Source organism: Candidatus Zixiibacteriota bacterium, assembly GCA_020853795.1.
GTDB lineage: Bacteria > Zixibacteria > MSB-5A5 > CAIYYT01 > CAIYYT01 > JADJGC01.
The window spans coordinates 1-26,783 of sequence record JADYYF010000069.1 but is presented as its reverse complement, the minus strand read 5'-3'; the positions used below and the strand labels follow the sequence as shown (position 1 = coordinate 26,783).

Sequence of the window (26,783 nt, the reverse complement as noted above, 5' to 3'; positions counted from 1 at the left end):
GCGGTTGCGTCCAGAACGCGGTCAACGACTGGTTAAGCTGCGCCGCCAACCATGGGACATTGCCCTGCCGCCAATCACCGCTGTGACCGGTGATCGAGTAGGTGAAGCGGTGATGGCCGAGATCCTGCGTGCTTTCATCACCAACCCAGGCCCATGACTCGAACACGCCTGGTGTATGGATCAACGTCAGACGCAAGGTGGAATCGGAGGGATGATCCCAGCCGTACTTGCAGTCGTTCATGATCGCCACGCCGTAATCGCCGGTGCGTGCGGTCAGATCAGCCCATTGGTGCGCCGGCACTTCATACTTCTGCGGTGTATTGACACCCCGCGTGATGGTGCCGAGGCCGAGATCGTAGGTCGCGCTGTCGTTGGGCGTGGTTAGCTGGAAAGCGGCCTTCAACAGCGTCTCGCGTTCGTACCAGTCAACTTCATTGACGAAGTCAATGCGTTCACCGGCGGCGCCGTCGGCGAGACGGATGATCGTCTTGAAGATAGAATTATTGTGCGTGCGCGTAATCTCGAGCGCTACGCGCACCGGTCCGTGTTCGAGCACGCGGAATTGCGGCTGCCCGCCGACATACGCCTGCGGCGGCTGGATGACATCTTCGTATTGGATTTCCCACGCCGGCCACTGGCGCGGCTTGTCGTGCAGCAACTCCCAGCGAATCGGCGCGGCCAGCAATTCGCGGTTGTTGACTTTGTCGAAAATCGAGGCCACGTCGCCGGCATCGTTGACCTGCACGCGGTAGCGCCAGTTTTCGAGGCTGCGCGGGGAGACTTTGAGATTGCCCATCGGCACCACCATCGCCTTGCTGGGACGCACGTCGTAAGCCGCAAATCCCGCCGACGGCACTGCAGCTGCCAGCAGCAAACGCTGCTGCCCGCCCGCAGGTTCGCCGACCACTTGCGACAATACCTCTTTCTTGTCCGGCCCGAGCACCTTTACCACGAGCGGCAAGGGTTGGGTCGAATCGACGGCGATTTCGACGACATCCGGCCGGTCGAGCGCGAGCGGGTTGTAGAGCACGAGCGCACGGCCGTCGGCACGGGTATCCAGTTGCGCCGCCAATGCCGTGACTGCAGAATTCAGGTAGCTGCTGGAGCGGTTCAGGCACAGCAGTTCATCGGCCCAGGAGTATTCGTAGGCTTCGGGAATACTGGTGCCGGTGAGATCGTCATGGAACTGGTGCCAGAGGAAACGCGTCCAGTTGTCGCGCAGGGCTTCGGTGGGATACTCAAGACCGCCGAAGAGATGCGCCGCTACCGACGCGCGCTCAGCGGCATCCGCCAGCAGTTCATTCCGGCGGTTCCAGCGTTTCATGGCCGCCTGCGAGGTGTAACAGCCCACGCCGTGGCGCGTCATCAGCAGCTCGCCGTTGTAGCGCTTGAGCTGCGCTTTCGGCGCGGCAGCCACAAGTTCAACGAGATTGTCCGCGCCGATGCTCTTGACCGCGATCGGGCCGTCGCCGTGAATCGACTTGCGCAGCCAATCGACCGACAGCGAATCGGGCGCGCCGCCGGTGTCGCCGGTGCCGAAGTAGCGGTAGGCCGCATACAGCCCGGTGCTGTCGCCTTGCTCCTTGATGCGCCGGGCCCAGAGCGTGTCGTGGCTGAGGTCACTGCGAATCTTGCCGACGTATTCCTCCGGCCGCAGCGCCGCCAAAATCGAGGAGCCATCCACGCCCTCCCACAGGCCGATGTCGAACGGCACGCCGACCGAACTGCCCCACGACAGTTTTTGCGTCGAGAAACTCTTCAAGCCGCAATGTGCTGCGATCGACGGCAGGGCGTAACCGAACCCGAAGCAGTCGGGTAGGAAGATGTCGCGGCTCGATTTGCCGAACTCGCGGCGATGAAATCCGTTGCCGTAGAGCGAGTGCCGCACCAGCGCTTCGAACGACGGCATATTGACGTCCACCGCGTCAACCCAACTGCCGCAGACGCGCCAGCGCCCTTCCTTGATGTAGGCTTTGAGCCGCTCGTAGTCCTCGGGGTAGTACTCCTTCATCAACTGATAGCGAAACGCGCCTTCGAAGCTGAAGACGTATTCATGGTAGAGGTCGAACAGCTTGAAGTTCTCGCGCATGGTCGCCGGAATGAACTCCTCGATCGTGTTTCTGATCGTCCAGCGCCACTGCGTGTCCAGATGCGCCGTGCCGACGACTCCGAGCGTGCCGATCACCGGTGCGTCGGAATCACCCGCCGACTGCGCCTGCATACCGGCTGTTGCCAGCGTCAGCATCAACAGCGTTAGCCAAAATTTCTGCATTGGATAAATCCCTCGTATCTGAAAAAATCACTCACTCTTCCGACTCTGGGTCTCGGCGCGAATCTGCCGGCGCTGCAAGCCGCGTTGTTTCAAGCGGTCAAATAACACTGCCGCCAAAATCACCAGACCGAGAACGACTTTCTGGGTATAGGTTTCGACGTTCGTCAGATTCATGCCGTTCTGGATCACGCCGATGATGAACGCCCCGACCAAAGTCCCCAGCATCCGTCCTTCACCGCCGCTGAGGCTGGTTCCGCCGACGACGACCGCGGCGATGACATACAGCTCATACGTCAGTCCGTAGGTTGGTGCGCCGCTCTTGAGTTGTGAGGACATCAACACGCCGCCGAATCCGGCCAGCATGCCGCAGACCGTGTAAACCAGCAGCAGCACGCCGTTGACGCGGACACCGGCCAGTCGCGCGGCCTCGGCATTGCCGCCGACGGCGTAGATGTAGCGGCCGATGGTTGTGCGAGTCATCAGTACTTCGGCGATGACGTAGAGAACAAACATCAGGATTACGGCGACCGGGATCGCAAACACCGGGTCAATCCCGCGGCCGAGCCAGATGTAGTTTTCCGGAATTTGATAGATCGGTTTGCCTTGCGAGATGATGTAGGCGATGCCGGAGGCGACCTGCATCATGGCCAGCGTCGCGATGAAGGGCGGAATCTTGAAGCCGGTGATCATCAGCCCCGAAAACGCCCCGGTCGCGCCGCAAAGCACGATCGCGACGGTCGCAGCGGCGAGCATGGCCGGCGTCGACGCCGCGGTGCCGCCCCACTGTCCGATCAGCCCGGCCGTAATCACCGCCGACAGCGCTACCAGACTGCCGACCGACAGATCGATGCCGGCCGTGATGATCACCATCGTCATGCCGATCGCGATGATCGCGATGACCGTGATTTGATTGGCGACATTGCGCAGATTGTCCGCCAGCAGGAACGTCGGCCAGCGCCGCGGCGGCGGATTGATGATTTCCGCTCCCGCCAGCGCGGGGAATTGCGCCTTGACCGTCGTCACAACCGGCGCAAAGGCGTCGGTTGTCGCGATGATCCGATAAGTTGCCAGCGAATCGCCGATCGCTGCCAGTGCCGCCTTGATCGCAGCCGGATCTCCCATCACGACACGGTGCGGCCGGCTGCCGAGCGTTTGGCTGGCGGCGACGGCGAAGTCGGCTTCATCGCTGCTGCCGGCGGCAATCACGAGCACCGGCGATGTCGCCTCCCGCTGGAGCCGCTCGGCCAGCGCTTCGCCCGCCGGCGTGCCGGTAAGATGCTGGTCTTGCAAGGTCAGGATCGAGAACAGCACACACAACAACAGCAGCACGAGCAGCATGCCGTAATCGGTAAGCAACGTCGCCAGCCGCGGTGTCAGTTTATTCCAGTGATTGCTCATTGATCTTTCGCTATACCGACAGCACCATAACATCTTCCTGCGTGGCTCGGGTGACATCGCTGATCTCGCCCGCCAGCCGTCCGCGCCGCATCACCAGGATGCGATCGCTGATTGCAAGAATCTCCGGCAATTCGGAGGAAATTACAATCACGACTTTTCCCTGTGCCGCCAGTTGCCGGATCACGAGATACATTTCGTACTTGGCACCGACGTCGATCCCGCGCGTCGGTTCGTCGAAAATAATTACCTGCGCGTCGCGTTCCAGCCAGCGCGCCACCAGCAGTTTCTGCTGATTCCCGCCCGAGAGAAAAGCCGCCCGCTGTTCGGGGCTGCTGACGCGAATGCTCAACAACTGCCGGTGATGCTCGAAACGACTGCGCTCATGGCGGCGATTAATGAAGCTCAGCTTCGACCAACGGGCCAGGTTCGACAAGGCGAAATTGTCATTGGCGGAGGCGACGAGAATCAACCCCTCGGACTTGCGGTCTTCGGTGAGCAGTGAAATGCCGTGGGCGATTGCGTCGCGCGGTGCGGCGATGTCGAGCCGGCGTCCGTCGAGCCGGATCTCACCACCGCTCTTGCGGTCGGCGCCGAAGATCAGCCGTGCGACTTCGGTGCGGCCGGAGCCCATCAGTCCGGCAATGCCGAGCACTTCGCCGCCGCGCGCGGCAAAGGTGACATCATGCACCGCTGCGCCGGTGAGGTTGCTGACCTCGAGGCGTACCTTGCCGCCAGTTGGCGCAACCTTGGGAAATTCTTCGTCGAGTGGCCGTCCCACCATGTATTCGATCAATCGGCGGCGCGAGAGCTCGCTCGCCGGTGCCGTCACGACCGTCTCGCCGTCGCGCAGGACGGTGATGCGATCGGCGATCGCGAAGACTTCATCCAGGCGGTGGCTGATGAAGATGATGCCGATCTGGCGGCTGACCAATTCACGCAGGATCACAAACAACCGCTCGACTTCGCGCGGGGTGAGCGCCGCCGTCGGTTCATCCATGACGATGATGCGCGCCTCGACCAGCAAGGCGCGGGCGATCTCGAGCAGTTGCTGCTGGGCGACGGTCAGGCGATCGACGCGGGTGTCCGCATCGAAGTCCACGCCGAGGCGCTTGAAAACTTCGCGCGCGCGCTGACGCTCCTGCTTGCGGTCAACCAGGCCGCGACGGGTTGGCTCGCGGCCAAGGAAGAGATTGGCGGCGACGGTCATGGCCGGGATCAGCGCCAGTTCCTGATGGATCGCGGCGATACCGGCCTGGCGTGCCTGCTGCGGAGAGGAAAACTCGATTGGCCTGCCATCCAGCAGCACTTCCCCGGCATCAGCATGGTGGACGCCGGTCAGAATCTTGATGAGGGTGCTTTTGCCGGCGCCGTTTTCGCCAACTAAGGCGTGGACTTCTCCCGGCCGCAGGTCAAACGCAACCTGCTTGAGCGCCTGCACGCCGGGAAAGGCCTTGCGCACGCCGCTGACGCGCAGCAGAAACTCGCGTGCCGACGGAACAGGGATCTTGTTTTCGTCAGGAGGCATCGGCCTTCGTGAACAACGCGCACGGAATCAAGATGGTCGGCTCGACCGTCGCGCCCGAAATGTACGCTTTGACAGCCTCAATGGTCCGGCGGCCGATTTCGAGCGGTTGTTGAATTACATCCGCATGAATCTTCCCTGCTGCAATCGCGGTGCGCGCTTCCGGCACCGCGTCGAACCCGACGATTATCACTTGTCCGAGCTTGCCGTCTTTCTCCACCGCCGCCAGCGCGCCGAGAGCGGAGTCGTCGTTGATGCCGAAAATCCCTGCCAGTTTCGGGTGCGCCTGCAGGATGTCTTCAGCGGTGCGGAAGGCCTGGTCCTTGACGCCATGCCCCGAGAGCTTCGCCACCAGCTTGATGTCCGGCGCCGTGGCCAGTTCTTCTTCGAATCCCTTCACCCGCTGAATCACCGATTCGACCTCAGGGTGGTCGATGATCGCGACTTCGCCGGCACCATTCAGCGCTTTGATCAGCGCCTGTGCTGCCAGCCGTCCGCCCGCCAAATTGTCCGAGGCGACGTGGGTGACAATTTTGACGCCTTCGGCCAGACAAGCGATATCCGCCGTGAAGACCGGGATGCCGGCGTCATTGGCGGCCTTGACCGAGGTGCCGATCGACTTCGAGTCACAAGGCGACAGGACAATCGCATTGACCATGCGCACGATGTAGTCCTGCATCTGGTCCTTCTGCTTGGCGACGTCGAATTCAGCGGCCGTCACCAGCAGCTCAAATCCGGCGGAATCGGCAGCCGCGCGCAAGCCGGCCTCGAGGTCTTGATAAAACGGGTGCGTCCGTGTCAACAGGCTCACGCCGATGGTGAGTTTGTTCGCGGTAGTCGGTGTTTCGTCCTTCCTGGCGCAGCCCGACGCCAGCAGCAGCGCCGTCAGCAGCGCCATCCATGCAAATGCTCTGCTCATCTTGTCTTCCCATCTATCCGAGAGTCGTCAGTTTTTTCGCGTCGATCTTCCGCACGCAGATTCAGAATACGACATCGGACGAGATGGTGCAACGTCGTTCAAAAGGCATATTTTAGCCGCTATCCGAAGCGGCTGATCTTCAGCGCGGAACCCGCCGATAGATAGATTGTATACTCGAAGTTAGTTGACCGAAATTCGCCTGAATTGTCGGGCGGAATTGCGAAAGAAGAAACTCACTTACAAGGACAATCGCTTGCTTCAACGCAACACCTTTGCGCTGGCGACACTGGTGGCGATCGCGACCGCGACCCTGCCGCTGTCAGCCGGCGAACCGCAGCGCTCGTTACAGCCGATCAAGGCGGCCTTATCCGATTCAGCCGTCGTCGCCGGCAAGGTCGTATATGTCGACTTCTGGGCCTCCTGGTGCGCGCCCTGCCGCCAGTCGTTTCCGTGGATGAAACGGTTGCAAGAGCGCTACCAGGATCAAGGACTGCGCATCGTTGCCGTCAGCGTCGACAAGGAGATTCCCGCCGCCCGACAATTCCTCAAGGAGACCGGCGCCGAGTTTACGGTGATCTACGATTCGACCGGAGCGCTGGCCAAGACGTTTGACCTGAAAGCGATGCCGACCTCCTTCGTCTTCGGCCGCGACGGCCGTTATGACAGCCAGCATCGCGGCTTTGTGCCGAAAGATACAACTGCAATTGAAACGACACTCAAGAACCTGCTCGCTCAGAAAGCACCAAAATGAAAAAAATCAAGCTCATCGCCATCGGTCTCGTAAGCGTCGTCGCCGGGGCAATTCTCAGCGGCTGTGCACATATGGGCGCCGAGGTGTGGGAACGCGACATTCTCGCCAAACCGGCGATGCAATTGGATTCCGGCGCACTCGACCGCGCTCTTGACGATCACATCTACTTCTCCAAAGAAGCCTCCAGCGGCGGACGCGGCTTTGGCGGCGGCGGGTGCGGATGCAACTGACGCCTTCCCGCTCGATTCGTACCGCGTTGACGGCTGTGACGGCGGCGCTGCTGGGAACCTCGGTAGCTTCCGCCGCCGATCAGGACAAGGTCGAATCGGAGATGCTGTACTACAAGGAATCGAATCGAGTCAGCGCCTTCGAGGGCATTGTCAGTGTCAGCAAGCAGCTCAAGCACGAAACGACACTTGCTGTCAAGTTGACCTACGACGCCTTGACCGGTTCCTCCCCGAATGGCGCGACACCATCATCCCGCATCCAGACTTTCACGCGTCCTTCCGGAAGCGGCCAGTACACAGTGGCGCCCGGGAAGACGCCGCTGGACGACACCTTTCACGACACTCGCTTTGCTGCGGATCTCAGCCTGAGCCGTCCGCTCGGACGGACGACCACCGCCGCCATCGCCGGCCGCTTTTCCAACGAGTACGACTATGTTTCCTACGGCGCCAGCGGCAGCCTGACGCAAGACCTTAATCGCCGCAACACGACGCTCGGGCTCTCGTGGTCGTTCGCGCGCGATCGCATTCGTCCCGAAGGGAGCATTCCGATCCCGCTGGCGGAGATGGCGGATCCCGGCGCGCCGCAACCGCGGCGCAGCGGTTCCGACGACAAGAATGTCGTCGACATCATCGGCAACGTCACGCAGGTGATTGATCGCCAGACCATCGCTCGCGTCAACTATTCGTTCAGTCGCGCGACCGGCTATCTGACCGACCCGTTCAAGATTCTGAGCATCGTCCAGAGTCAGTCGGAATCGGAACCGGGCGAACCGGTTACCTACCGCTTCGAGTCGCGGCCCGACGCGCGCAACAAGCAAGCTCTCTACGGCCAACTGCGACGTTACTTCGGCGGGAGTACCGTCGATTTGGCCTATCGCTACTTCTGGGACAACTGGGGAATCAATTCCCACACGATTGAGTTGTTCTATCGTCAGCAGCTTCGCGGCGGCAGCGCTCTCCAACCGCATCTGCGCTGGTATCATCAGTCGTCCGCCGATTTTTATGATGCGTTCCTGGTGAACGGGCAGCCGCTGCCACAACATGCCTCGGCCGACTACCGGCTTGCGCGTTTCAGCGCCCTAACTGCGGGGCTGCAATATTCACTCCCGGTTGGCGGGACGACTCAACTCAGCCTCGGCGCTGAGTACTACACCCAGCGCGGGGATACTTCTCCGCCCGAGGCGTACGGCTCATTGCGCAATTACGAGCTGTTCCCCAATATGAGTGCTTTCATGTTTCGCGTAGGGTTGGAGCGTGGTTTCTAAGCTCCAGACAGAACTCGAGCTGATCCGCTGTGACGGCTACTGGAAGTCCGTCTTCATGGCGATGGCCAGCCCGTGCGAGGTCTTGCTGCAGGTTGACTCCGAGGACGAGGCCGGGCAGTTGGCATCGCTGGCGTTACAGGAAGCCCGCCGCATCGAGCGGAAATTCAGCCGCTATCGCGGAGACAACATCGTGCGCGCCATCAACAGCAGCAACGGCCGTCCGATCGCAATCGATGAAGAGACCGGGCGAATGCTGCAATATGCTGCGCAGTGCTACGACCTGAGCGGCGGCCGATTCGACGTCACCTCCGGCATCCTGCGCCGTGCCTGGCGCTTCGACGGCGGTGAGTTTGCTCCCGATCAGCGGCAAATCGAAGTGCTGCTGGAATCTGTCGGGTGGGTCAAGGTGGAGTTGAAACCGGACTCGATCCGGCTGCGCCCCGGGATGGAGATCGATCTTGGCGGAATCGGCAAAGAATATGCCGCCGACAGAGTTGCCGACCAGCTCTTCCAGGAATGTCAGGCGTCGTTGATGGTCAATTTCGGCGGCGACATCCGCGCGATCGCTGCCGACACGGCCAGCCCGCCCTGGATAATCGGCATCGAAGATCCTCACCACGACGGTGGTGTAGTCGGCTCGCTCGAAGTTGCGAATGGCGCCACCGCCACCAGCGGCGATGCCCGTCGCTTCTGTCTGGTCGATGGCCGGCGGCTCGGCCATATCCTTAATCCGCACACCGGCTGGCCCGTAGCGAACGCGCCCCGGAGTGTGACGGTGATTGCCGATTACTGCACCGAAGCCGGATTCCTCGCGACGTTGGCAATCCTCAACGGCGCCGACGCCGAATCATTTCTTACGGCGCAAGGCGTTGTTTTTCACTGCGTTCGCTGACCGCCGCCGCGTCGTCTTCCCCAAAATCAAAGCCTCCTTGCGTGCCCGCGACAAGCGCTTGATCTGGCGCTCGCGGATAAAGGCCTCCCGCAGCGTCGCTGCGGACTCCTGGTAGACCAACGTCACCGGGCCGCGTCCGCGGGTATACTTGGCACCGGTACCCTTGTTGTGTGCCTCCAGCCGTTTCTCCAAGCCGGTTGACTGGCCGGTGTAGTATGTGCCGTCGTTGCAGCGCAGTATGTAGATCGTAAATGCCACGACCCGAAGATATGCCGGCCGACGCGTTGAGGAAAACGGTTATCTCCGATCCCGCATTCCTGCCCCGATATCGATCCATGATTGCGCCGGTGATCTGGTGATTACCATTCACCAAAAACCGATCCCAACCCGCGCTTTTGGTTGTGCTGCAAGCGAATAAAATGACTTTTTGCTCTACTTATTTATTGGATTTAATACTCGATTTACTATATTGTCAAAGAGCTACTTGCACTATTACAGCCGATTGGAATGACAGTCAAAGTCCGGTTTAACTTTTTCGGGAATCCGCAACAAGAATCCCCGCGAGCATTGGAGGTACCTTTGAGCAAGCTTGCTATCAAGGTAAGTCTGCTGTTGCTGGTCATCTTGTCCGCAACGGCGCTGGCAGCGAACACCATCAAGGTGGGCGATGCCGGAAGTGGAATCACAATCCTGGGGCAGGACCCCACTGGCCTGACCGTCCGCGTTGACGTCGGGGAGTTGGAACTCGTTCCCGTCGCCACCAAGGCGGGACAGTTTGTGATGTTGAGTTCCAAGGAATTGCAGCTATCGCAGCGCGTCGGCGAGCCCGCCTTGCCGGTCGCCAACGAGTTGATTGCCGTCCCGGTGGGCGCTGAACTTCGGACCGAGGTTCTGGCGTCGGAAACGGTCGAATACAATCTTGCCGACTACGGCGTAACCGACCGCATCATCCCGGCCCAGCCGTCCCTCTCCAAGTCGGACAATCCCGATTTTGTCCCCTTTGAGTTCAAGGCGGACGTGTATGCCAAAGCCGGCTATCAGGCTCTGCCGGTTTCCTCGGCAACGATCGAGGGTACCATGCGCGGCTTGCGCGTCGGTTTCATCTCGGTCGCACCAGTTGAATACGACCCGGTTGCCAACCGGATTCGGGTTCAGAAGCAGATCACGGTGCGCGTGAATTTTGACAGCCCGGATTGGCAGGCTACAGAGAAGCTGTTTAACGACAAGTATTCTCCCGCCTTCGAAGCCGTTTATGCCCAGTTGGCCAATTATCCGATGCTGGGAGTTGGCGAGGAGAAGACCGACCTGACCAAGTATCCCATCAAGATGGTCATTGTCTCCGCGCGGATGTTTGAGTCGCAGTTGCAACCGTTCATCGCCTGGAAGATTAAGAAGGGCTTCAAGGTCATAGTGGCTTACACCGACGTGATCGGTTCGACGACGACGGCGATCAAGACCTACTTGCAGGGCATTTACAATGCCGGCACGGTTGAAGATCCAGCGCCGTCGTTTGTATTGTTCGTCGGCGATACGCCGCAGATTCCGGCCTGGACCGGCTCGGCGGCTTCCCACGAAACCGACCTGCGCTACTGTGAGTTTACCGGCGACAACATTCCGGAAATCTACTACGGCCGCTTCTCGGCCCAGAATACCGGTCAGCTTCAGCCGCAGATCGACAAGACTCTGGAATATGAACAATACACGATGCCGAATCCGGCCTATCTGAGCGAGGTCACCCTCGTGTCAGGCGTCGACGCCAGCTACGCGCCGACCTACGGGAATGGCCAGTTGAATTACGGCACCAATCTGTATTTCAATGCCGCGCACGGTATCACGCCGCATGTGTGGCTGTACCCGGCGTCGGATGCCGCCGGCGCGTCGGCGGCGATCATTGCTTCCGTCAATAGCGGCGTCGGCCTGGCCAATTATACCGCCCACTGCGGTCATGAAGGTTGGGGCGATCCCTCCTTCACCGTCAGCGACATCAACAACCTGACCAACATCCACGAATACGGCCTCGGCATCGGCAACTGCTGTCTGTCCAGCACCTACGATGAAAGCACCCCGTGCTTCGGCGAGGCCTGGATGCAGGGCGCCAACAAGGGCGGCGTCGGCTACATCGGCGCGTCGAACAATACCTACTGGGACGAAGACTACTGGTGGGGCGTCGGCGGCGGGAAAGCGGTCGTGGCGGCCGGTCCGGCCTACGATGCCACCAAGTTGGGCGCCTATGACGGCATGTTCCACGACCATGGCGAGCCGGTGAGTTCGCATTATGTCACGAACTACGCCATCAACATGGCCGGCTGTCTGGCGGTGCAGCAGTCGACCAGTTCGCGCAAGCAGTACTACTGGGAAGCCTACAATCTCTTGGGCGACCCGTCAGTGGCGGCATATCTGAAGGTCCCGACGGCGAACAGCGTCAGCTACGCCGGCTCACTGCTCATGACCGCGACCACGTTCACCGTGTTGGCGGACGCCGGCTCTTACGTCGGCATCTCGGCTAACGGCGTGCTTCACGGGGCCGGCTATGTCGACCAGAGCGGCTCGGTACAAATCGCCGTGACGCCGTTTGATCAGCCGGTGACGGCGGATGTCGTGGTCACCGCGCAGAACAAGATGCCGTACATCGGTACCGTCCAGGTGATCGCACCGGAAGGTCCGTATGTCATCTATCAGAGTCACGCCGTAAATGACGCCGCCGGCAACGGCGACGGCCTGGTGGACTTCGGCGAGTCAATCGTGCTCGGTGTCCAGTTGCAGAACGTCGGCCCTGATAACGCGCAGAATGTGGTTGCCACGTTGTCGAGCGCTGACGGTTACGTCACGATCACTGACGCGACCGAGAATTACGGCACGATCACCGGCAACTTCGGCAACGTCAATATCGCGAATGCCTTTGCCTTCACCGTCAGCCCCACCGCGCCGGATGGTCATAAGGTGACCTTCGATCTGTCGGTCAGCGGTACGGAGAAAGACACCTGGAACAGCCAGTTCATTATTACTCTCCATGCACCGAATGTAGTCTACGTTTCCTTTGCCGTGAGCGATCCGACCGGCAATAACAACGGCATGATCGACCCGGGCGAAACCGCCGACGTCGTCGTGACGCTGCAAAACACCGGCACCGGCGTGGCGCTCAACACGACCGCCAGCATTAGCGAGCTGGACGATTACGTTACGATCTCTGATGCCAACGGCACCTTCGGGACAATCGCCGCGGGCGGCGGCAGCGCCAGCAACAGTGGCGACGTCTTCACGGTGAGTGCGCAGGCGTCAACGCCGATGGGGCACGCCGTCAACTGCAAGCTCGACCTGGTCGGCAGCGGCGGCTTTGCCACGACGCTTTACTTCTCGATTACCATCGGCGATCGCGTCGTCTTCTTCCTGGAAGACTTCACCGTCGAACAGGGTTGGACCGGCCTCGGCGGCGCCTCGGAATGGCAGATCGGCCCCGCAATCGGCGGTACCGGCGGCTCGGGGAGTCCTGACCCGTCCGACGACCACACCGCGGGTCCGGAGAACATGATCCTGGGCAACGATCTCACTTCCGCCGGCTCCTACAATGCCGGAATCGGCTCCACCAACTGGGTCTACTCGCCGGTCATCGACTGCAGCAATGCCACCGGCGTCTTCATGACCTACTACCACCAGTTGGGGTGCGAGTCCTCCAGCTACGACCATGCCTACCTCGAAGTGTGGGACGGCACCGCCTGGATTCAGCTCTATGCGAACGGCGCCACTAACAGCGAGTCGCAGTGGACCGAATCGGTGTACGATCTCGGCCAGTCCGCCGACGCGAATCCGGAATTCCAGATTCGCTTCGGTCTCGGCCCGACCGACGGTTCGGTGCAGTATAACGGCTGGAGCATCGACGACATCTCGCTCAAGGGCTATGTCAGCGGCAGCGGCGGCACGGCGTCCGTGCAGATGGTGACGACCGCGCTGGTCGACAGCTTGGTCGAGGCTGCCACGCACGTGAAGAACGTGGTCGTGCGCAATATCGGTCAGGCAACGCTGCGCATCCGCTTCACCCCGGCAGTGAGCTGGATGACCTGTGCGTCCGCCAACAACTATATCCCGATCGGCGACAGCCTGATCTTCCCGGTGACTTTCAACGCCACCGGCCTGACTCCGGGCAATTACGACGGTCTGTTGAATTACGCCTCCAACGATCCGGTGCACGTTACCGGCAGTCTCAATGCCAGCCTGCATGTGTATGCGCCACAAATCGCGGTGGCGCCGGCGGCGATCAGCAAGTCGATTCCGGTGGGCGGCGTCGACTCGACCCTGGTGACGGTGAACAACACCGGGATGGGCCGTCTCACCTATCAGTTGGCGTGCGAATTCTACGGTAAGCCGGCATTCGCACGACCGGTTGCCGATGCCACCTCTACCCCGATCGGCTATCGGATCGACGAGTCCGATAAGGGCACGTTCGAGGAGCCGTATTTCGCCGAGGTCACCAAGGGCAGCGGCGGACCCGACCTGGCTGGACACATCTGGGTTGACTCGGATGATCCGCAAGGTCCGGATTACCAGTGGATCGACATCGCCGCGACCGGTACCAACATTACCGGTCTGACTGACGACAATTTCGTCGGCCCGTTCCCGATTGGTTTCAGCTTCCCGTACTACGGCAGCATGTACACCGAATTCTATGTCAGCGGTAACGGCTACATCGGCTTCGGACCGAGCACCAGCTACGGCGATCGCAATAACGTCGCGATGCCAACGGCGGCGGCGCCGAACAACATCATCGCCTGGTGCTGGGACGACCTTAACATCGCCGATGTCGACAACCCGGGCGGCCGCGTCGTTTATCAGGTCGTCGAGGGCAATCTCGTGGTTTCCTTCCTGAACTACCCCGAATACGAAAGCGCCACGAATCCCGGCGATGTCATCACCGCTCAGGTGATCCTGCTGGCTGACGGCAACGTCAAGATCCAGTATCAGTCGATTGCCGCGGGGTTTGACGTACTCGGCTGCACCATCGGCATGGAGAACGCCGCCGGAACGGATGGTTTGCAGGTCGCTTACAACGCGGCTTACTTGCATAACCAACTGGCGATCCTGCTCGGCGATCCGATTCCGACCTGGATGGATCTGCATGTCAACGGCGGCACCATTGCGCCGAACAGCAGCGGCAGTTTCTGGGTGTATTTCGACGCCCTCGAAATGGTCGACTCTACCTGCGGCGGATCGCTGGAAATCTCGTCGAATGATCCGGCTCAGCCGCTGATCGATGTGCCAGTCACCCTGCGCGTCGGCGCCACCTACATGGCGGGCGACGCCGACAACAATCAACTGGTAAACATCAGCGATGCGGTTTACCTGATCGGCTATATCTTCTCCGGTGGACCGGCACCCGACCCGTTGGAGGCGGGTGACGCCGACTGCAGTGGTGCTGTCAACATTTCCGACGCAGTCTACTTGATCAATTATGTCTTCTCGGGCGGCCCCGCGCCGTGCGCGAAGTAGCCGCTTCAATCCGGTTTACCACCCGGTAACTCAACGCCCGGAGTCGGAACGACTCCGGGCGTCCTTTTTGCGGAAAGCACAAAGTCGTCTGATTCTGCGATCAAGAGAAGTTGGTCGCCCACCGCAACGGTGCGTATAACTCTTGTAGTCAGTCGTCTTCGGCTGAGCTGGTTAACCCAGACCCTGCCCCTGGAGCTTCACTCGCGCAGATAACAAGTTGGAGACGGGTGCCGGCGGCGCATCGACACGATCTTGTGTGTCGGAACGCCCGTCCGGAGACATATCCGCAAATCACTTTAAGGAGAACGACATGCTCATTTATGTGGGGAATTTAGCGCAGGAAACGGTCAGTGGTGACTTGCGCCGCGAGTTTGAAGCGTTCGGTGAGGTCACGCGTGCGGCCGTTATCAATGATCGTTCGACGCGTACGTCGGCCGGTTTCGGCTTCGTTGAGATGGTGACTCAGGCGGGAACGGATGCAGCCCTCCGGGGAATGGTTGGCAGACAGATCCATGGTCGCTTGCTGGCAATCCGGCGCACCCAGCGGGTGCCCGACGTGAAGCCTGAGTCGGCGCCATCGGCTTAACTTCGTGAACAGCCGATGTCTGAGCGTCTTTGGCAGCGATCGCCTTCGTCAGAAGTAAATTACTTTGGGATTTTGCCGAGAACTACGTATAACGATCGAGAATACAATCTCTCTCTTTAGTTCTGCTCAAGCTTTGTCCTCAGAAAACAATCCTTGCTCATAATTAATCAGAAGATTCGCGCAATCCTGCGCTTAATCACCAATTCTCCCTGCCGTCGTGATTTCCGTCACTGCGGCAAGGGCGACAAGCAAGGAGTTGACATGAACATTCATGTAGGAAACCTCGCCCCCGAAACGGTCGACGCCGACCTCCGTAAGGCCTTTGAAGCTTTTGGAACCGTGACCCGAACTCACATTATTATGGATCGGGCCACCAGCCAGTCGCGGGGATTCGGCTTTGTGGAGATGGCGACTCAAGCCGAAGGCGAAGCCGCGATTGCCGGTTTGTCCGGCAAGGAACTGATGGGGCGCAAGTTGGCCGTCAGCGTGGCTCGCGGCAAGACCGAGGGCGGAGTACCAAGAGCATAGTCCCGGGACTGCGGCCAGCGCCGATCTCGCTGCAACGATCGCGCAGCCGCAACCTGAGATCTGAGTCTGCCCAGCGGCAGGAGTTTCACAGCTCTTGCCGCTGATCGCTTGAGCCCGGAATCGCGTTCGCGTCTTTAATCAAGTAGAATTGCGAATCTGACAAGTGAGAATCTCGCCGATGTAGAATCGATGATAATCCTTGCGAGGATAACAGTCGGCGATTTCCGGTGCCAGAAATTGCCCCGGCCTGAGGTCGTCGCTGTAGATCTTGCGACACTCGAACACCAACCGCGCTTCAGCGAAGTAGATTGCGCCATGCTCGGACACGATCGGCGTCAGTCCGGCAATCGTCATCTTGTCGACATCCCGCCCCGAGACCGTCCCCAGATGCCGCAGGACCTCGCGATATTTTTCGTCAAAGAACGACAGTGAAAACACGCTGCTCCGTTCGATGAACTGGTAGGTGTGGCGCGTCGGCCGCACGAAACAGATGCAGATTTTCTTATTCCAGAGTTCACCGACGGCGCCCCAGGAGGCGGTCATCGTATTGTAGGACGCGCGCGTCCCGGCGGTGATCAGCATCCAGTCGTCGGCAATCAGTTTGAAGGCGTTATCGGTCAGCCGGCGCGGATCGATGATGGCAAGGGGATTGGTCACGATTCGTCTCCGTTGCAAACAAGTTGTGTCAGCGGCAAGATAGCCGATTCGGCGAGCGGATGAAAATCCATAATTCTCTCCTGTTTTTATCATAAAGCGATTGACGGCGCCACGGTGGCCGGCGAGTTTGCTCGCGGGCCGCATAAGGGAGGTTGCCGTGTACGCGCAAAGGGCGCGCCAAATGTTGGCGCAGATGTTGAATGATCCTGAGGCCCAGTTTCGCGCCGGCCAATTGGAGTGCATCCTTGATTGCGTCCGGCAGCATCGCCGCTTGCTGTTGGTGCAGAAGACCGGCTGGGGCAAAAGCTTCGTCTATTTCATCGCCACCAAACTCCTGCGCCAGGAGGGCGCTGGTCCCACCCTGCTCATCAGTCCCCTGCTGTCGCTGATTCGCAACCAGATTGCCATGGCGGCTCGTATCGGCATTCGCGCGGACAACCTCGACTCCACCAACCAACCAGAATGGCCGCGGCTGATCGAACAATTGCGCAACGACGCCTGCGATATTCTCTTTGTATCCCCCGAGCGGCTCGGCAATCAGGAATTTCAAGCGGGAGTCCTGCCGGCAATACCGCGCGGCATCGGATTGTTCGTCGTCGACGAGGCGCATTGCATTTCCGATTGGGGGCACGACTTTCGCCCGGACTATCTCCGCATTCGCGATTTCATCCGGCACGCGCCGCCGCCGGTGCCGGTGCTTGCCACGACCGCCACCGCCAATGAACGCGTCGTGGCAGATATTGTGGCGCAACTGGGCTTGGAGCTAAGAGTCGTTCGCGGTCCGCTGATCCGCGAATCGCTGCGACTGCAGATCATCGAGCTGCCGTCCTATGCCGACCGGCTCGCCTGGCTGGCGCAGTACGTGCCGATGCTTCCCGGGTCCGGGATCATCTACTGCCTGACCAAGCACGACTGCGAGCAAGTGTCCGAATGGTTGGCGGAGAACGGAATCTGTGCGCCGGCGTACCACTCTTCACTGCTGGAAGATGAAGCGGAGAACAACGTGTTGCGGTCGGAGCGCGAAGAGATGCTGCAGCGCAACGCGGTCAAGGCCCTGGTCGCGACCGTCGCCCTGGGCATGGGCTACGACAAGCCGGACCTGGGTTTCGTCATTCACTTCCAGCGCCCCGGGTCGATCGTCGCCTACTATCAGCAGATTGGCCGCGCCGGCCGCGGCATCGATAACGCCACTGTCGTGCTTTTGCACGGCGCGGAGGATGACGAGATCATCGAATTCTTCATCGCCAGCGCATTTCCGGCGGCCGGCGCAGTTGCTGAAATTGCAGCAGCGCTTGCACGCAACCCGGCCGGAATGACGATTCCCGAACTGCTGAGTCAGGTCAACCAGTCGCCGACACGGATTGAGCGCTGCCTGCGCTATCTGGAAGTTGATGGAATCGTCGCCCGGACGGGACCGCGCTATAGCTTGCGTCGCGGGGCTCGTCCCAATTTGGATCTCCGGCGCCAGGCGCTGGTCACCGATCAGCGTTTTCGCGAACTTGCCTTAATGCGCGAGTTCTGCACCCATGCGGGATGCTCGATGGAGTTTATCGCCCGCGCGCTTGACGATGCCACTGCCCGTCCCTGCGGACGCTGCGCCCACTGCTCCGGCGCGATCGTGTCGACGCAGATTGATCCCGAACTGCGGAAGCAGGCAGTGGACTTCCTCAAGGGATCGGAATACATCATCCTGCCGCGTCAACGCTGGCCGGCGCGCGGGGCGACGCATTGGGACTGCGGGACAATCAAGCCCGAACTGCAACTGGAACCGGGACGGGCGCTGTCGCTGTACCTGGACGCCGGCTGGGGACACTCCGTTCACGACGGCAAGTACCGCGATCAGCACTTCGGCGACGATCTCGTGCAGGCCGCGGCGGAGCTGATCTGCACTCGCTGGCGACCGACACCCTATCCGAAGTGGCTGACGGCGGTACCGTCGTTGCGTCATCCGCAATTGGTGCCGAATCTGGCCGAGCGGTTGGCGGCGCGCCTGCACATCCCTTACCAGCCGGTGCTGATCAAGACGCGGCCGACGGCCGAGCAGAAGTTGATGCAGAATCGTATGCAGCAGGTGCGCAATCTGGCCGGAGCCTTTGCGGTGCGAAGGGAGCAGATGTTACCGGGAAGCGTCCTGCTGGTTGACGATATCGTGGACTCGCGCTGGACGATGACGTATACTGGTGCACTGCTGCGCGCAGCCGGTGTGCCACGCGTCTTCCCGTTTGCGTTGGCACTGGCCAATCATGGATTCGGCGGATCATAGGGAGAAGTGTACAGCGATGCATCTTTTCGACAACAGCCTTGCGACCATTCTGCTCTGCTCGCCGCTGGCACTCTCACCCGGATCACGGTATGCGCCGCTCGACCGCAAGGAATGGCAGGCGCTGTTATCGAGCCTCGCCGTTGCGCACGCTGTTAGCGTCGGCGCGCTACTTGATCTGGATGAGCGGCAAATGGCGGAACTGCCCGCCGTCGATGTGGCGCTGGCGGAACGACTGGCCGCGCTTCTGGCTCGACGCGCACAGGCCGAATCCGCAATCAGCACCCTGGAGGAAGCCGGGATGTGGATCATGACGGCATTTGAGCCTGACTACCCTGCAGGTTTCACGCAGCGCCTGCGCGAGCGCGCGCCGCTGGTGCTGTTTGGTGCCGGCGATATCGGGCTAAACCAGGGTCGCGCGATCGCCGTGGTGGGTTCGCGCGATGTCACGCCCTCGGGCGAACGTTTCGCGCGGCGTCTTGGCGAGCTCTGTGCGGCTGATGGATTGCTGGTCGTCTCCGGCGCAGCGCGCGGTGTTGACCGGCTGGCGATGTCGGCTTGCCTTGAGACAGGCGGCAGCGCGATCGGCATCGTTGCCGACAGCCTGGCAAAGACTGCCGCATCCAGCGAAATTCAACAGGCGCTGAATGATCACCGACTCTGCTTAATGTCGCCGTATCTGCCCGATGCGCCGTTCAGTGCCGGCAATGCCATGGGTCGGAACAAACTGATCTACGCGCTGGCGAACTTCGCGATCGTCGTCGACAGCGCTCGCGAGCGCGGGGGTACCTGGAACGGCGCGATCGAGAACCTCAGCCGCCGCTGGGTGCCGATGTTTGTTCGCAGCGACAGCGACGCCGCTCCCGGCAACAGCGAACTCCTTCGCCGCGGCGGCCTGCCGCTTGCGACCAACGATCTCGCCGGCACAAGATCGTTACTCACGTTACTGGATTCTCGGCATAACGAGTTGGCGCGTGACGAGGCGCCCGACTCGACAGTTCAGCAACAATCGGATACGGTCGCTCTCGTCGCGGAGCTGCTCGAATTCCTGCGCCTCCCGCGGAAGGTTGCCGAGGTGGCAGCGCATCTGGATATTTCCATCGCGCGCGCCCGGAATCTGCTGACAGAAGCAGTGATCGCCAATCAGGTAATTGTCGTTGCGAAGCATCCCGCCACATATCAAATTGCCGCAAACGGCCGGGCCGGCGACTTGTTCTCTTCCGGCAAATGATCTGGCCGCTTTCGATCCACTCTCGGAGGAATGATGTACTACATCGTCACTGCGGTGTTACTGCTCTTCGCCTGCAGTTGCGCATCGGCGCAAGATTTGCCGCTCATCGATTCCGCGCTCGCGCAAGTCGGGATGACCCATGCCGATGTGCGCTTCGATCAGGACGAGATGGCAACCTGGGGCGGCGATCGCTGGCGACTGACCTACTTTACGATGCTTCATCAAAACCCATTCAAACTTCCGAAGTACGGCGCCGTGACACTCGAGGCTCTGGCGAGCGCCGGCGGCAACATCGCGGCGTTAGTGGCTGATGCCGGCCGCAAGATCGACTGCCCGGTGCGGCGCGGTCTCATCGGCGATCCGCTGGAGAAATACACGCAGACCGCCGGTCAGCCCGGTGGGAAATCGCTCGCGCGCAGCTTCGAACTTCTGCCCGCGCCGAATTACGACCAGCTGAACGAAAAGATCGGCCTGCTGATCGCCTTGACGCAGGACAAGGAGTTCAGCTTCAATCTTGCGTATGGCAGTATCGAAAGCGAGTTGCGGCGACAGACCTTTCAATTTTTCGTCGCCGACAGCCAGAAGTACAATGATTTGGTCGAAGCCTACGCCGAGTCGGTTGATTTCAGTCGCCTGATCGGCGGCGCCGAAGACATCGCCGAAGCACTTCGCCGGCTGGCCGACTCACTCGAGTTTTGCAACTTGCCGGAGCAACGGCTGGAGCTGCCGACTGCCGCCGGATTGGTGGTGATCGGAACCGCTGCCGCCGATGACTACGACTACACCGATCCGCCGCTGTTGATTCTCGACCCCGGCGGCGACGATCGTTATCGCATCTCTGGATTCCCTTCTCACTATCCATTGACGGCGATTCTCGATGTTGCGGGACAAGACAGCTATTCTTCCACCGATTCCACTTCTCCGGGGATCGGCGGCGCCGTCTTCGGCATGGCAGTGGTGATCGACAAATCGGGCAACGACACTTACGACGCCGTCAACGTCGCGCAAGGCGGCGGTATCTTCGGGGTCGGGATCGTCTTGGACAATGAGGGCGATGACCACTATCGGGCGAAGGGATTTGCGCAGGGTTGCGGTATTTTCGGCGCAGGGATCCTCAGCGACGGGACCGGCAACGATTCATTATACTGCTGGCAAACCTCTCAGGGATACGGCTACACTCGTGGCTGCGGGATGTGCCTGAACGCCGCCGGCAACGATGTTTACATTGCCGAGGACAGCATCCTGTTCAGCCCCGGGCAACAAACGCAGGAACACAATTCATCGCTGGCGCAGGGGGTCGGATTTGGTAAGCGCGCCGACTATCTCGATGGTCACAGTTGGGCCGGAGGGGTTGGCATCCTGTGTGATCTCGCCGGCGATGACCGCTACCGCGCCGGGCTGTTTGCGCAAGGCTGCGGTTACTGGTTTGCGCTCGGCATGTTGCTCGATGGCGCCGGTAACGACGACTACTATAGCGTCTGGTACACGCTCGGATCGGGAGCGCATTTCGCGATCGGCTATCTCGATGACTTTCAGGGCGACGACACCTACAATGCGACGATGAACATGTCGATCGGATCCGGCCATGATTTCACGATCGGTTATCTCAACGAGCGGGCGGGCAACGATGTTTACCTTGCTCCCGGTTTGTCCCTTGGGGGCGGCAATTTCCAGGGCATCGGTATCTTCCACGACTGGGCCGGCGACGACCGCTATACAGCGACGGGCGGATTCAATGTCGGCGGAGCGCGCGGCCTCGATCAGGGTGCGCGGCGCTACCTGAATACGTTCGGGGTCTTCGTGGATGGCGGCGGCAATGACAGTTACCGGGGCACATCGGCTTCAAATCACCGGCGCTGGATCAGCCTCAAGCCCGACTCCACAGGGCCGGGCCCTTACGAAATCGGCGTCGGCATTGATCGGTAGCGCTGTCCACGGCCGGAACCACCCAAAGGACCGCTGCCCCCGCCGGTTGGGAAGCCCTCTGATCCCAACCGGGGGGTTCGTAGAGGCAATGAGGGATCAAGGTTCATTTCTGAATTCGCTCAAGCGCCCTTTTCGCCTCTTTCCTTACAAGCGCTCTGGGATGTTCGAGGAGTCGCTTGATCGGCTCAGTTGCGCGTCTTGATCTCATTTTTCCCAAGGCGATAACAGCATGTGCGACGACTTCGTCATCGTCCAGGAGCGTCAGCAGCGTCTGTTCAGCAATGTCGCTCCTGATCTTCCCAAGAGCCAGCACGAACATCTCTCGCGCCTTCCCATTCGACTTGTCGGTCACAATCCTGGCAACTTCGGAAACCAAGTCATCTGTCATAACAACATCGACGCTATTTCCGATCACCCAGCGCAGGGCGAACTCCGATCTCGGCGTGCGATCGAATTCCTTGATCAGGCTCGGCCCCGCTTTCCCGCGAGCCTCGCGTGTCGCAAGGCCTCGAACGACCCCTTCCTTCACCCTTGGATCCTTGATAGCATCACCGAGCAGACCGATCAGGATTTCAATGACTTCCGGAGACCTCTTCCGGATGTTTAAGATGTCGTAAACATCATCAAGAACAAGACCTACTCTCGCAAGGGCCGCTTTTGCCCGCTCGCCATCACTGTTCATCGAATTGGCCCTCATACCATGCATTGATGTGACTGTTGCCGATAGCTCGGATAGCTTACAGAGTAAGACAGACTGCCTCCGTGCCCATTGCCTCCCCCGGTTGGGACGCCCTCTGATCCCAACCCGGGGAGATGGTCAATGCGATCATGTCCAAAACGATCAGCGTAGCCTTTTGCGGTCTATCGACCGCGACTACGACCTCTGCTATCCTGAACTCACGCCGAGATTACGTATCCTCGCGCTTTATCGATTCAATGGCTTTCGCTGCCCACGACGTGGATAATTCGCCCTGGTCAGGGTGACACATTGTTGCGAAAATCGTTAAGTCTGGCCACACAAGATAATAGTAGAGCCAGGACCAGCCCTCTTCATCAGTAAAAACTGCGCCCGCTCCATCGGGCGACTCGACTTTTAGGTCTACTGTCTGCACGTGTCCGACGTCTTCGCCAGCCGTGCGCTCCTGTAGGCGAACCGCTGCCGAGACTTGTTCACCATGGACTCGACGTTTGCTCGAAAGCTGCAATAGAACCTCTTCGTTGTCCTGCCAAAAACTCGTTACCTCCCCATCCGTCTCTCGTCGAATTCGCGGCGGTAGCTCCACCGAATAACTTTCGCTCACTCTGATTCTCATCTTGGTGCCTGACTTGAATCCAATCATTCTTTCCGATCGTAAGTTGTCAATTCTGTCTTGTGCGCGCGCCCGGATCCGCTCCTCAGACTCCTTTCTGAACTGTTTTAGCGGCTTCGCTAAGACGGCCGGAATGGTCACCTGAGCCCGGCCAGACAACTCTCGATGGCCCCCGCCGGTTGGGAAGCCCTCTGATCCCAACCGGGGGGTGCATCACGGTGGAGGGTGCATCGCGAGAAGTTCATTGCCCGGCTAGGCGTACCCAGCCGCGTCAGCAGACTCTCGCTGGTCGAGTGCAAATCGAAGCATGCCCCAATTGCCGTTGGAGAAAGCCACGATTCACCTCGCAAACTGGATTACTCATCTCCATCTATTGACGCACCAGCATAATTCTGCCAGCGAGTCGATTCTTGATGAGTCTGGCCCGAACTTGAGATGTCTGTTCGTCGCAGCACCACCGGGTCATGTATCGAAACTCCTTTCGCGAACTGCCCAATGAATATCTCTCACCTACCACGCAATCAAGTTTATTTGATTGTCGGTTGCTCGTTCCAATTCAAGGGACATCCAGTGTGCCCTTCTCCCACTCGTGCAGAATACCCTTGGCTTCAAAGCTGGCAACGGGGTAATCGCCCCGTGCTAGCGATCGGAGGACTTCTAGAGCTCGATTTTCCATGGTAGAAAGTAGGTACGTGGCAGAGGCGCACCTAACGGAAGCGTTCGGATTTTCCAGCAGATTAACGAGAAGCGTTCGATCCCCCCGCTCTACGAGCAATCTATAAGCAGCAACCGATTTCCTGTAGAAACGGTTAGCTCGCCTGAAGTCAGACTTGAGCATAGCCTCATGTCGTGCGACAGTTGCGTCAATAAACGTCTCTAATAGTGTCTCATGTGAGGATTTGCGACTCATCGGACCTCTCTCCACCTAATTGTCATTCTGACGGCATTCATTCTGATTCCGCTGAATTCAGTTCTCTGCAGCCTCCCAAAGCACATCACGCAGATGTTCTGCGCCCCTCTCCTTCTGCAGCGCTCGCCTCTCGGCAGCTGTCATCTGCTTGATTGCCTCCTCGATCGCCAATTCGCCGTAATACACTTGTTCTTCCCAACTCTTGCCTATTAGCCACTCGCGCAGAACTTTCCCGCCGGTGAACTTCTGGATCGATGAGAAGATGGCATTAACTCGTAAGTGAACCGCAGTTGGAAGTCTTACGATGTTTTGGGTACTATGCACTGCAGTCGCCGCAAATTGGCCGATCTTGTTTTGTTCGACAATATGGTGCCACACCATGCCTGGTCCAGCTGGTCCCATGGCCTTCTTGAAAGCTCGGAAAGTCTGAAATCCGACTATTCCGATGTCAGTTAATGTGCCAATCTTCTTTGCAGCATCGCTCGCTGCATCTGCACCTCGCCTGAACCATCCGCTGGATGGCACTATCGGAAAGATAGCTGCTACGTCGAGAGTCGCCCAACCCGCGTTCTCCCACGATGGCTCTTCAACCAGATCCTTAACGCTCATTGCGGCAAAAGCGACGTCAATTACGTCCCAGATTGTCCTCCCATCCGGATCCACATGCTTCAGCGGATTGTTTGCACAATACGCATAGGGACTCAGGCTGGGATACTCGCCGGCAGCCGGGTCAAGCGCCAGGAAGCGGCCAAGCTCCGGATCATTGCCGCGCCGGATTATTCACGATCGTCGGCATTCTCAACGATGAACTTCTTCGGCACCTCCATTCCGTTTTGCCCCCGCCGGTTGGGAAGCCCTCTGATCCCAACCGGGGGGTTCGAATTGCACGCCTCGGTTTCTCCAAATTTTGCGACTTGGGGCGTGCATCAATTGTCTGCAGCGACAGCGAAAGCTGTTCCGGATCGACAGTGTGCCTAAATCTTAATCCTTTCCCCGCTTTGTCCGCGGAACGACATCATACTTGATGAATTTATTGGTTGAAGTCCGTAATTCATTTCCTCGGTTGCGCCAGTCGACAGCGCCCGGCGACACGTGAACGTCGCGGTAGGTGAAGACCCTCCCGTCCTCGATGGTACAGGTCAACATGCAATCCTTCGCGAAAGTCTTCTTCAGCGAGCGCGTCAGTTGGTGATACCACCGTACAACCGGTTCTGCCTGGACACCAAAATACTCGTACCATTGCTTCCCCGAGATCGCCAGTTGTCCTTGAAAGAGCGCAGTCTCTTTGAGAATCAACGACGGGAGAAACTGCACTGCCAGCGAGCGGGCGAACTCAAGCTCCTTGAAAAAGGGGGTTTGCCTGAAAATGGGCGACTCAATGCTTGGCCTTCCAAAATCGAGTTCCATGAGTGATTCGTCGTCAAACTTCAAACTGCCGATTCTCTCAAGGACTTCGGCCCCCGATACCAGCCGTGAATCGTTGCCTCGCATGCGAATCCAGCACCAGACGTCGTCACCGCAAAAGGTTTGTCGCAGCCATTCTCGTTGCTCGCCGGGCATCATGAAGAATTCAATGGGCATGTTCCTTCTCCCAGACCTCACTCTTCCATTGGAACGAAGCGAGTTGTTTGCCCCGTTCTCTGAAGATCTTGTAATGCCTCGTTTTCCCTGGGGACAGGGCTTCCATTCTTTGCCGTCCTTCCCACATTTGTGTAAACCACGTTACCAGATGGATCCCTGGACTGAATATCTGGAAACCGATGTTCTTTCTTCCCACTAGGTGTGTTTACTCTCTTCTCCGATCCACCTCCTCCGGCATCAATTTTGTGGCCTTCGCCTTCAAGGCGGGCAGCCTCATCCTTGACGGCCGAGCGATGATCTTGGCCGCCGAGTCTTCCGCCTCTCGAAAAGAGATTCGCGAGCCCGCCAGCTGCCATGCCGGCTCCATGGCCCGCAACCACAACCCCGGCTCCGGCGACCGGAACTCCAACCGCCGCCGCGGTGCCACCGCTTCCTGCAGTCCCTGCGACCCCTACAACTACAGCTTCAGCCCCGGATAAGGATTCTAGGCCGCCAACGGCTACGCTCGCAACGTCTCCCAGGTCTTGGCCAAGACTATAGTGACTCGGATTCTCAGGAGTATAGTCTGACCGCTTGTCGGCCAGACCCAACGACAGATTGTCTGCAAAAGCGCGAATAGCACCCTGAATCACATCAAGAAAGTTGTTGCCGTCCGTATCCACAAGTCCAAGCGGATTGTTCGCACAATACGCATAGGGACTCAGGCTGGGATACTCGCCGGCAGCCGGGTCGAGCGCCAAAAATCTGCCGAGTTCCGGATCATAGTAGCGCGCGCCATAATAGTATATGTCAAGACCGCCTTCCTTGTCCAGCGGCTTGGACGTATACCGGTATGCCTGATTCGTACTCGTTTGCTCGGATACCAAAGTCCCGAATGAGTGGTACCAGTACCGGTCCTCAAGCAAACCGGTGGAATCGATCACCACTCGGGTCGAACCCAGGTGGTCACTCAGATAATAGTGCAGCTTGCCGGAGGCGTCACGCATGGCAATCCGAGTCCCGCCGGCATAGATAAACCTGCGGGCAGCGCCGGAAGGAGCCGGCGACGTCTGTTCCGCAAGAACCTT

The 26,783-nt window shown here is 59.5% G+C and carries 21 protein-coding genes; 10 read left to right on the top strand and 11 right to left on the bottom strand.

What is annotated here, in order from left to right; genetic code table 11:
• From IT585_05090 to IT585_05075, 4 genes are all read right to left on the bottom strand, one after another.
• Positions 1-2,272: alpha-mannosidase (locus IT585_05090; GenBank protein MCC6962609.1), on the bottom strand; the 2,272-nt coding region annotated here is incomplete at its 3' end.
• Between the two features lie 27 nt (positions 2,273-2,299).
• Positions 2,300-3,670 (bottom strand): ABC transporter permease, encoded by a 1,371-nt coding sequence (locus tag IT585_05085; GenBank protein MCC6962608.1) that lies wholly within the window; start codon positions 3,668-3,670, stop codon positions 2,300-2,302.
• A gap of 10 nt (positions 3,671-3,680) precedes the next feature.
• Positions 3,681-5,195, bottom strand: coding sequence for a sugar ABC transporter ATP-binding protein (locus IT585_05080; GenBank protein MCC6962607.1), 1,515 nt, complete (start codon positions 5,193-5,195; stop codon positions 3,681-3,683).
• The gene (locus IT585_05075; GenBank protein ID MCC6962606.1) at positions 5,185-6,111 is read right to left on the bottom strand and encodes a substrate-binding domain-containing protein; all 927 of its coding nucleotides are present in this window, start codon (positions 6,109-6,111) and stop codon (positions 5,185-5,187) included. Before IT585_05075 ends, IT585_05080 begins: the two co-directional genes overlap by 11 nt.
• A 217-nt stretch (positions 6,112-6,328) precedes the next feature.
• Here IT585_05075 and IT585_05070 point away from each other — a divergent pair, with 217 nt between their 5' ends.
• Genes IT585_05070 through IT585_05055 form a run of 4 tightly spaced genes read left to right on the top strand, consistent with a single transcriptional unit; the run spans position 6,329 to position 9,246 of the window.
• Complete coding sequence (locus IT585_05070; protein MCC6962605.1) at positions 6,329-6,862, top strand: TlpA family protein disulfide reductase; 534 nt, start codon at positions 6,329-6,331, stop codon at positions 6,860-6,862.
• Positions 6,859-7,092 carry a DUF4266 domain-containing protein gene (locus tag IT585_05065; protein ID MCC6962604.1) on the top strand — a complete coding sequence of 78 codons (234 nt, stop codon included), beginning with the start codon at positions 6,859-6,861 and terminating at the stop codon, positions 7,090-7,092. Before IT585_05070 ends, IT585_05065 begins: the two co-directional genes overlap by 4 nt.
• Positions 7,083-8,354 carry a DUF3570 domain-containing protein gene (locus IT585_05060; GenBank protein MCC6962603.1) on the top strand — a complete coding sequence of 424 codons (1,272 nt, stop codon included), beginning with the start codon at positions 7,083-7,085 and terminating at the stop codon, positions 8,352-8,354. The genes IT585_05065 and IT585_05060 overlap by 10 nt, the downstream gene beginning before the upstream one ends.
• Before the next feature lie 55 nt (positions 8,355-8,409).
• Complete coding sequence (locus IT585_05055; GenBank protein MCC6962602.1) at positions 8,410-9,246, top strand: FAD:protein FMN transferase; 837 nt, start codon at positions 8,410-8,412, stop codon at positions 9,244-9,246.
• Here the strand turns inward: IT585_05055 and IT585_05050 are convergent.
• On the bottom strand, positions 9,202-9,504 hold the full coding sequence (locus tag IT585_05050; protein MCC6962601.1) for a GIY-YIG nuclease family protein: 303 nt from the start codon (positions 9,502-9,504) through the stop codon (positions 9,202-9,204). The two genes, IT585_05055 and IT585_05050, sit on opposite strands and share 45 nt — an antisense overlap.
• Positions 9,505-9,825: 321 nt before the next feature.
• On the opposite strand from IT585_05050, the gene IT585_05045 reads away from it, so the two are divergent.
• The 3 genes from IT585_05045 (at position 9,826) to IT585_05035 (ending at position 15,841) form a co-directional block, all read left to right on the top strand.
• Positions 9,826-14,727, top strand: a complete 4,902-nt coding sequence (locus IT585_05045; protein ID MCC6962600.1) for a hypothetical protein — start codon at positions 9,826-9,828, stop codon at positions 14,725-14,727.
• Between the two features lie 310 nt (positions 14,728-15,037).
• Positions 15,038-15,313 carry an RNA-binding protein gene (locus tag IT585_05040; protein MCC6962599.1) on the top strand — a complete coding sequence of 92 codons (276 nt, stop codon included), beginning with the start codon at positions 15,038-15,040 and terminating at the stop codon, positions 15,311-15,313.
• A gap of 261 nt (positions 15,314-15,574) precedes the next feature.
• Positions 15,575-15,841 carry an RNA-binding protein gene (locus IT585_05035; GenBank protein ID MCC6962598.1) on the top strand — a complete coding sequence of 89 codons (267 nt, stop codon included), beginning with the start codon at positions 15,575-15,577 and terminating at the stop codon, positions 15,839-15,841.
• Between the two features lie 138 nt (positions 15,842-15,979).
• Here the strand turns inward: IT585_05035 and IT585_05030 are convergent, their stop codons facing one another.
• Positions 15,980-16,591, bottom strand: a complete 612-nt coding sequence (locus IT585_05030) for a flavin reductase family protein (GenBank protein ID MCC6962597.1) — start codon at positions 16,589-16,591, stop codon at positions 15,980-15,982.
• 88 nt (positions 16,592-16,679) lie between these two features.
• On the opposite strand from IT585_05030, the gene IT585_05025 reads away from it, so the two are divergent.
• Genes IT585_05025 through IT585_05015 form a run of 3 tightly spaced genes read left to right on the top strand, consistent with a single transcriptional unit; the run spans position 16,680 to position 21,915 of the window.
• On the top strand, positions 16,680-18,761 hold the full coding sequence (locus IT585_05025) for a RecQ family ATP-dependent DNA helicase (protein ID MCC6962596.1): 2,082 nt from the start codon (positions 16,680-16,682) through the stop codon (positions 18,759-18,761).
• A 16-nt stretch (positions 18,762-18,777) separates the two neighbouring features.
• Positions 18,778-19,989 carry a DNA-protecting protein DprA gene (locus IT585_05020; GenBank protein ID MCC6962595.1) on the top strand — a complete coding sequence of 404 codons (1,212 nt, stop codon included), beginning with the start codon at positions 18,778-18,780 and terminating at the stop codon, positions 19,987-19,989.
• A gap of 30 nt (positions 19,990-20,019) precedes the next feature.
• On the top strand, positions 20,020-21,915 hold the full coding sequence (locus IT585_05015; GenBank protein ID MCC6962594.1) for a hypothetical protein: 1,896 nt from the start codon (positions 20,020-20,022) through the stop codon (positions 21,913-21,915).
• A gap of 103 nt (positions 21,916-22,018) precedes the next feature.
• Here the strand turns inward: IT585_05015 and IT585_05010 are convergent, their stop codons facing one another.
• From IT585_05010 to IT585_04990, 5 genes are all read right to left on the bottom strand, one after another.
• Positions 22,019-22,597, bottom strand: a complete 579-nt coding sequence (locus tag IT585_05010) for a HEAT repeat domain-containing protein (protein ID MCC6962593.1) — start codon at positions 22,595-22,597, stop codon at positions 22,019-22,021.
• 1,184 nt (positions 22,598-23,781) lie between these two features.
• Positions 23,782-24,135 (bottom strand): DUF2019 domain-containing protein, encoded by a 354-nt coding sequence (locus IT585_05005; GenBank protein ID MCC6962592.1) that lies wholly within the window; start codon positions 24,133-24,135, stop codon positions 23,782-23,784.
• 57 nt (positions 24,136-24,192) lie between these two features.
• Positions 24,193-24,915 (bottom strand): hypothetical protein, encoded by a 723-nt coding sequence (locus tag IT585_05000; protein ID MCC6962591.1) that lies wholly within the window; start codon positions 24,913-24,915, stop codon positions 24,193-24,195.
• Positions 24,916-25,116: 201 nt separating this feature from the next.
• Complete coding sequence (locus IT585_04995) at positions 25,117-25,716, bottom strand: hypothetical protein (protein MCC6962590.1); 600 nt, start codon at positions 25,714-25,716, stop codon at positions 25,117-25,119.
• 17 nt (positions 25,717-25,733) lie between these two features.
• Positions 25,734-26,702: an RHS repeat-associated core domain-containing protein gene (locus IT585_04990; protein MCC6962589.1), complete on the bottom strand. Its 969-nt coding sequence runs from the start codon at positions 26,700-26,702 to the stop codon at positions 25,734-25,736.
• Between the last annotated feature and the right edge of the window lie 81 nt (positions 26,703-26,783).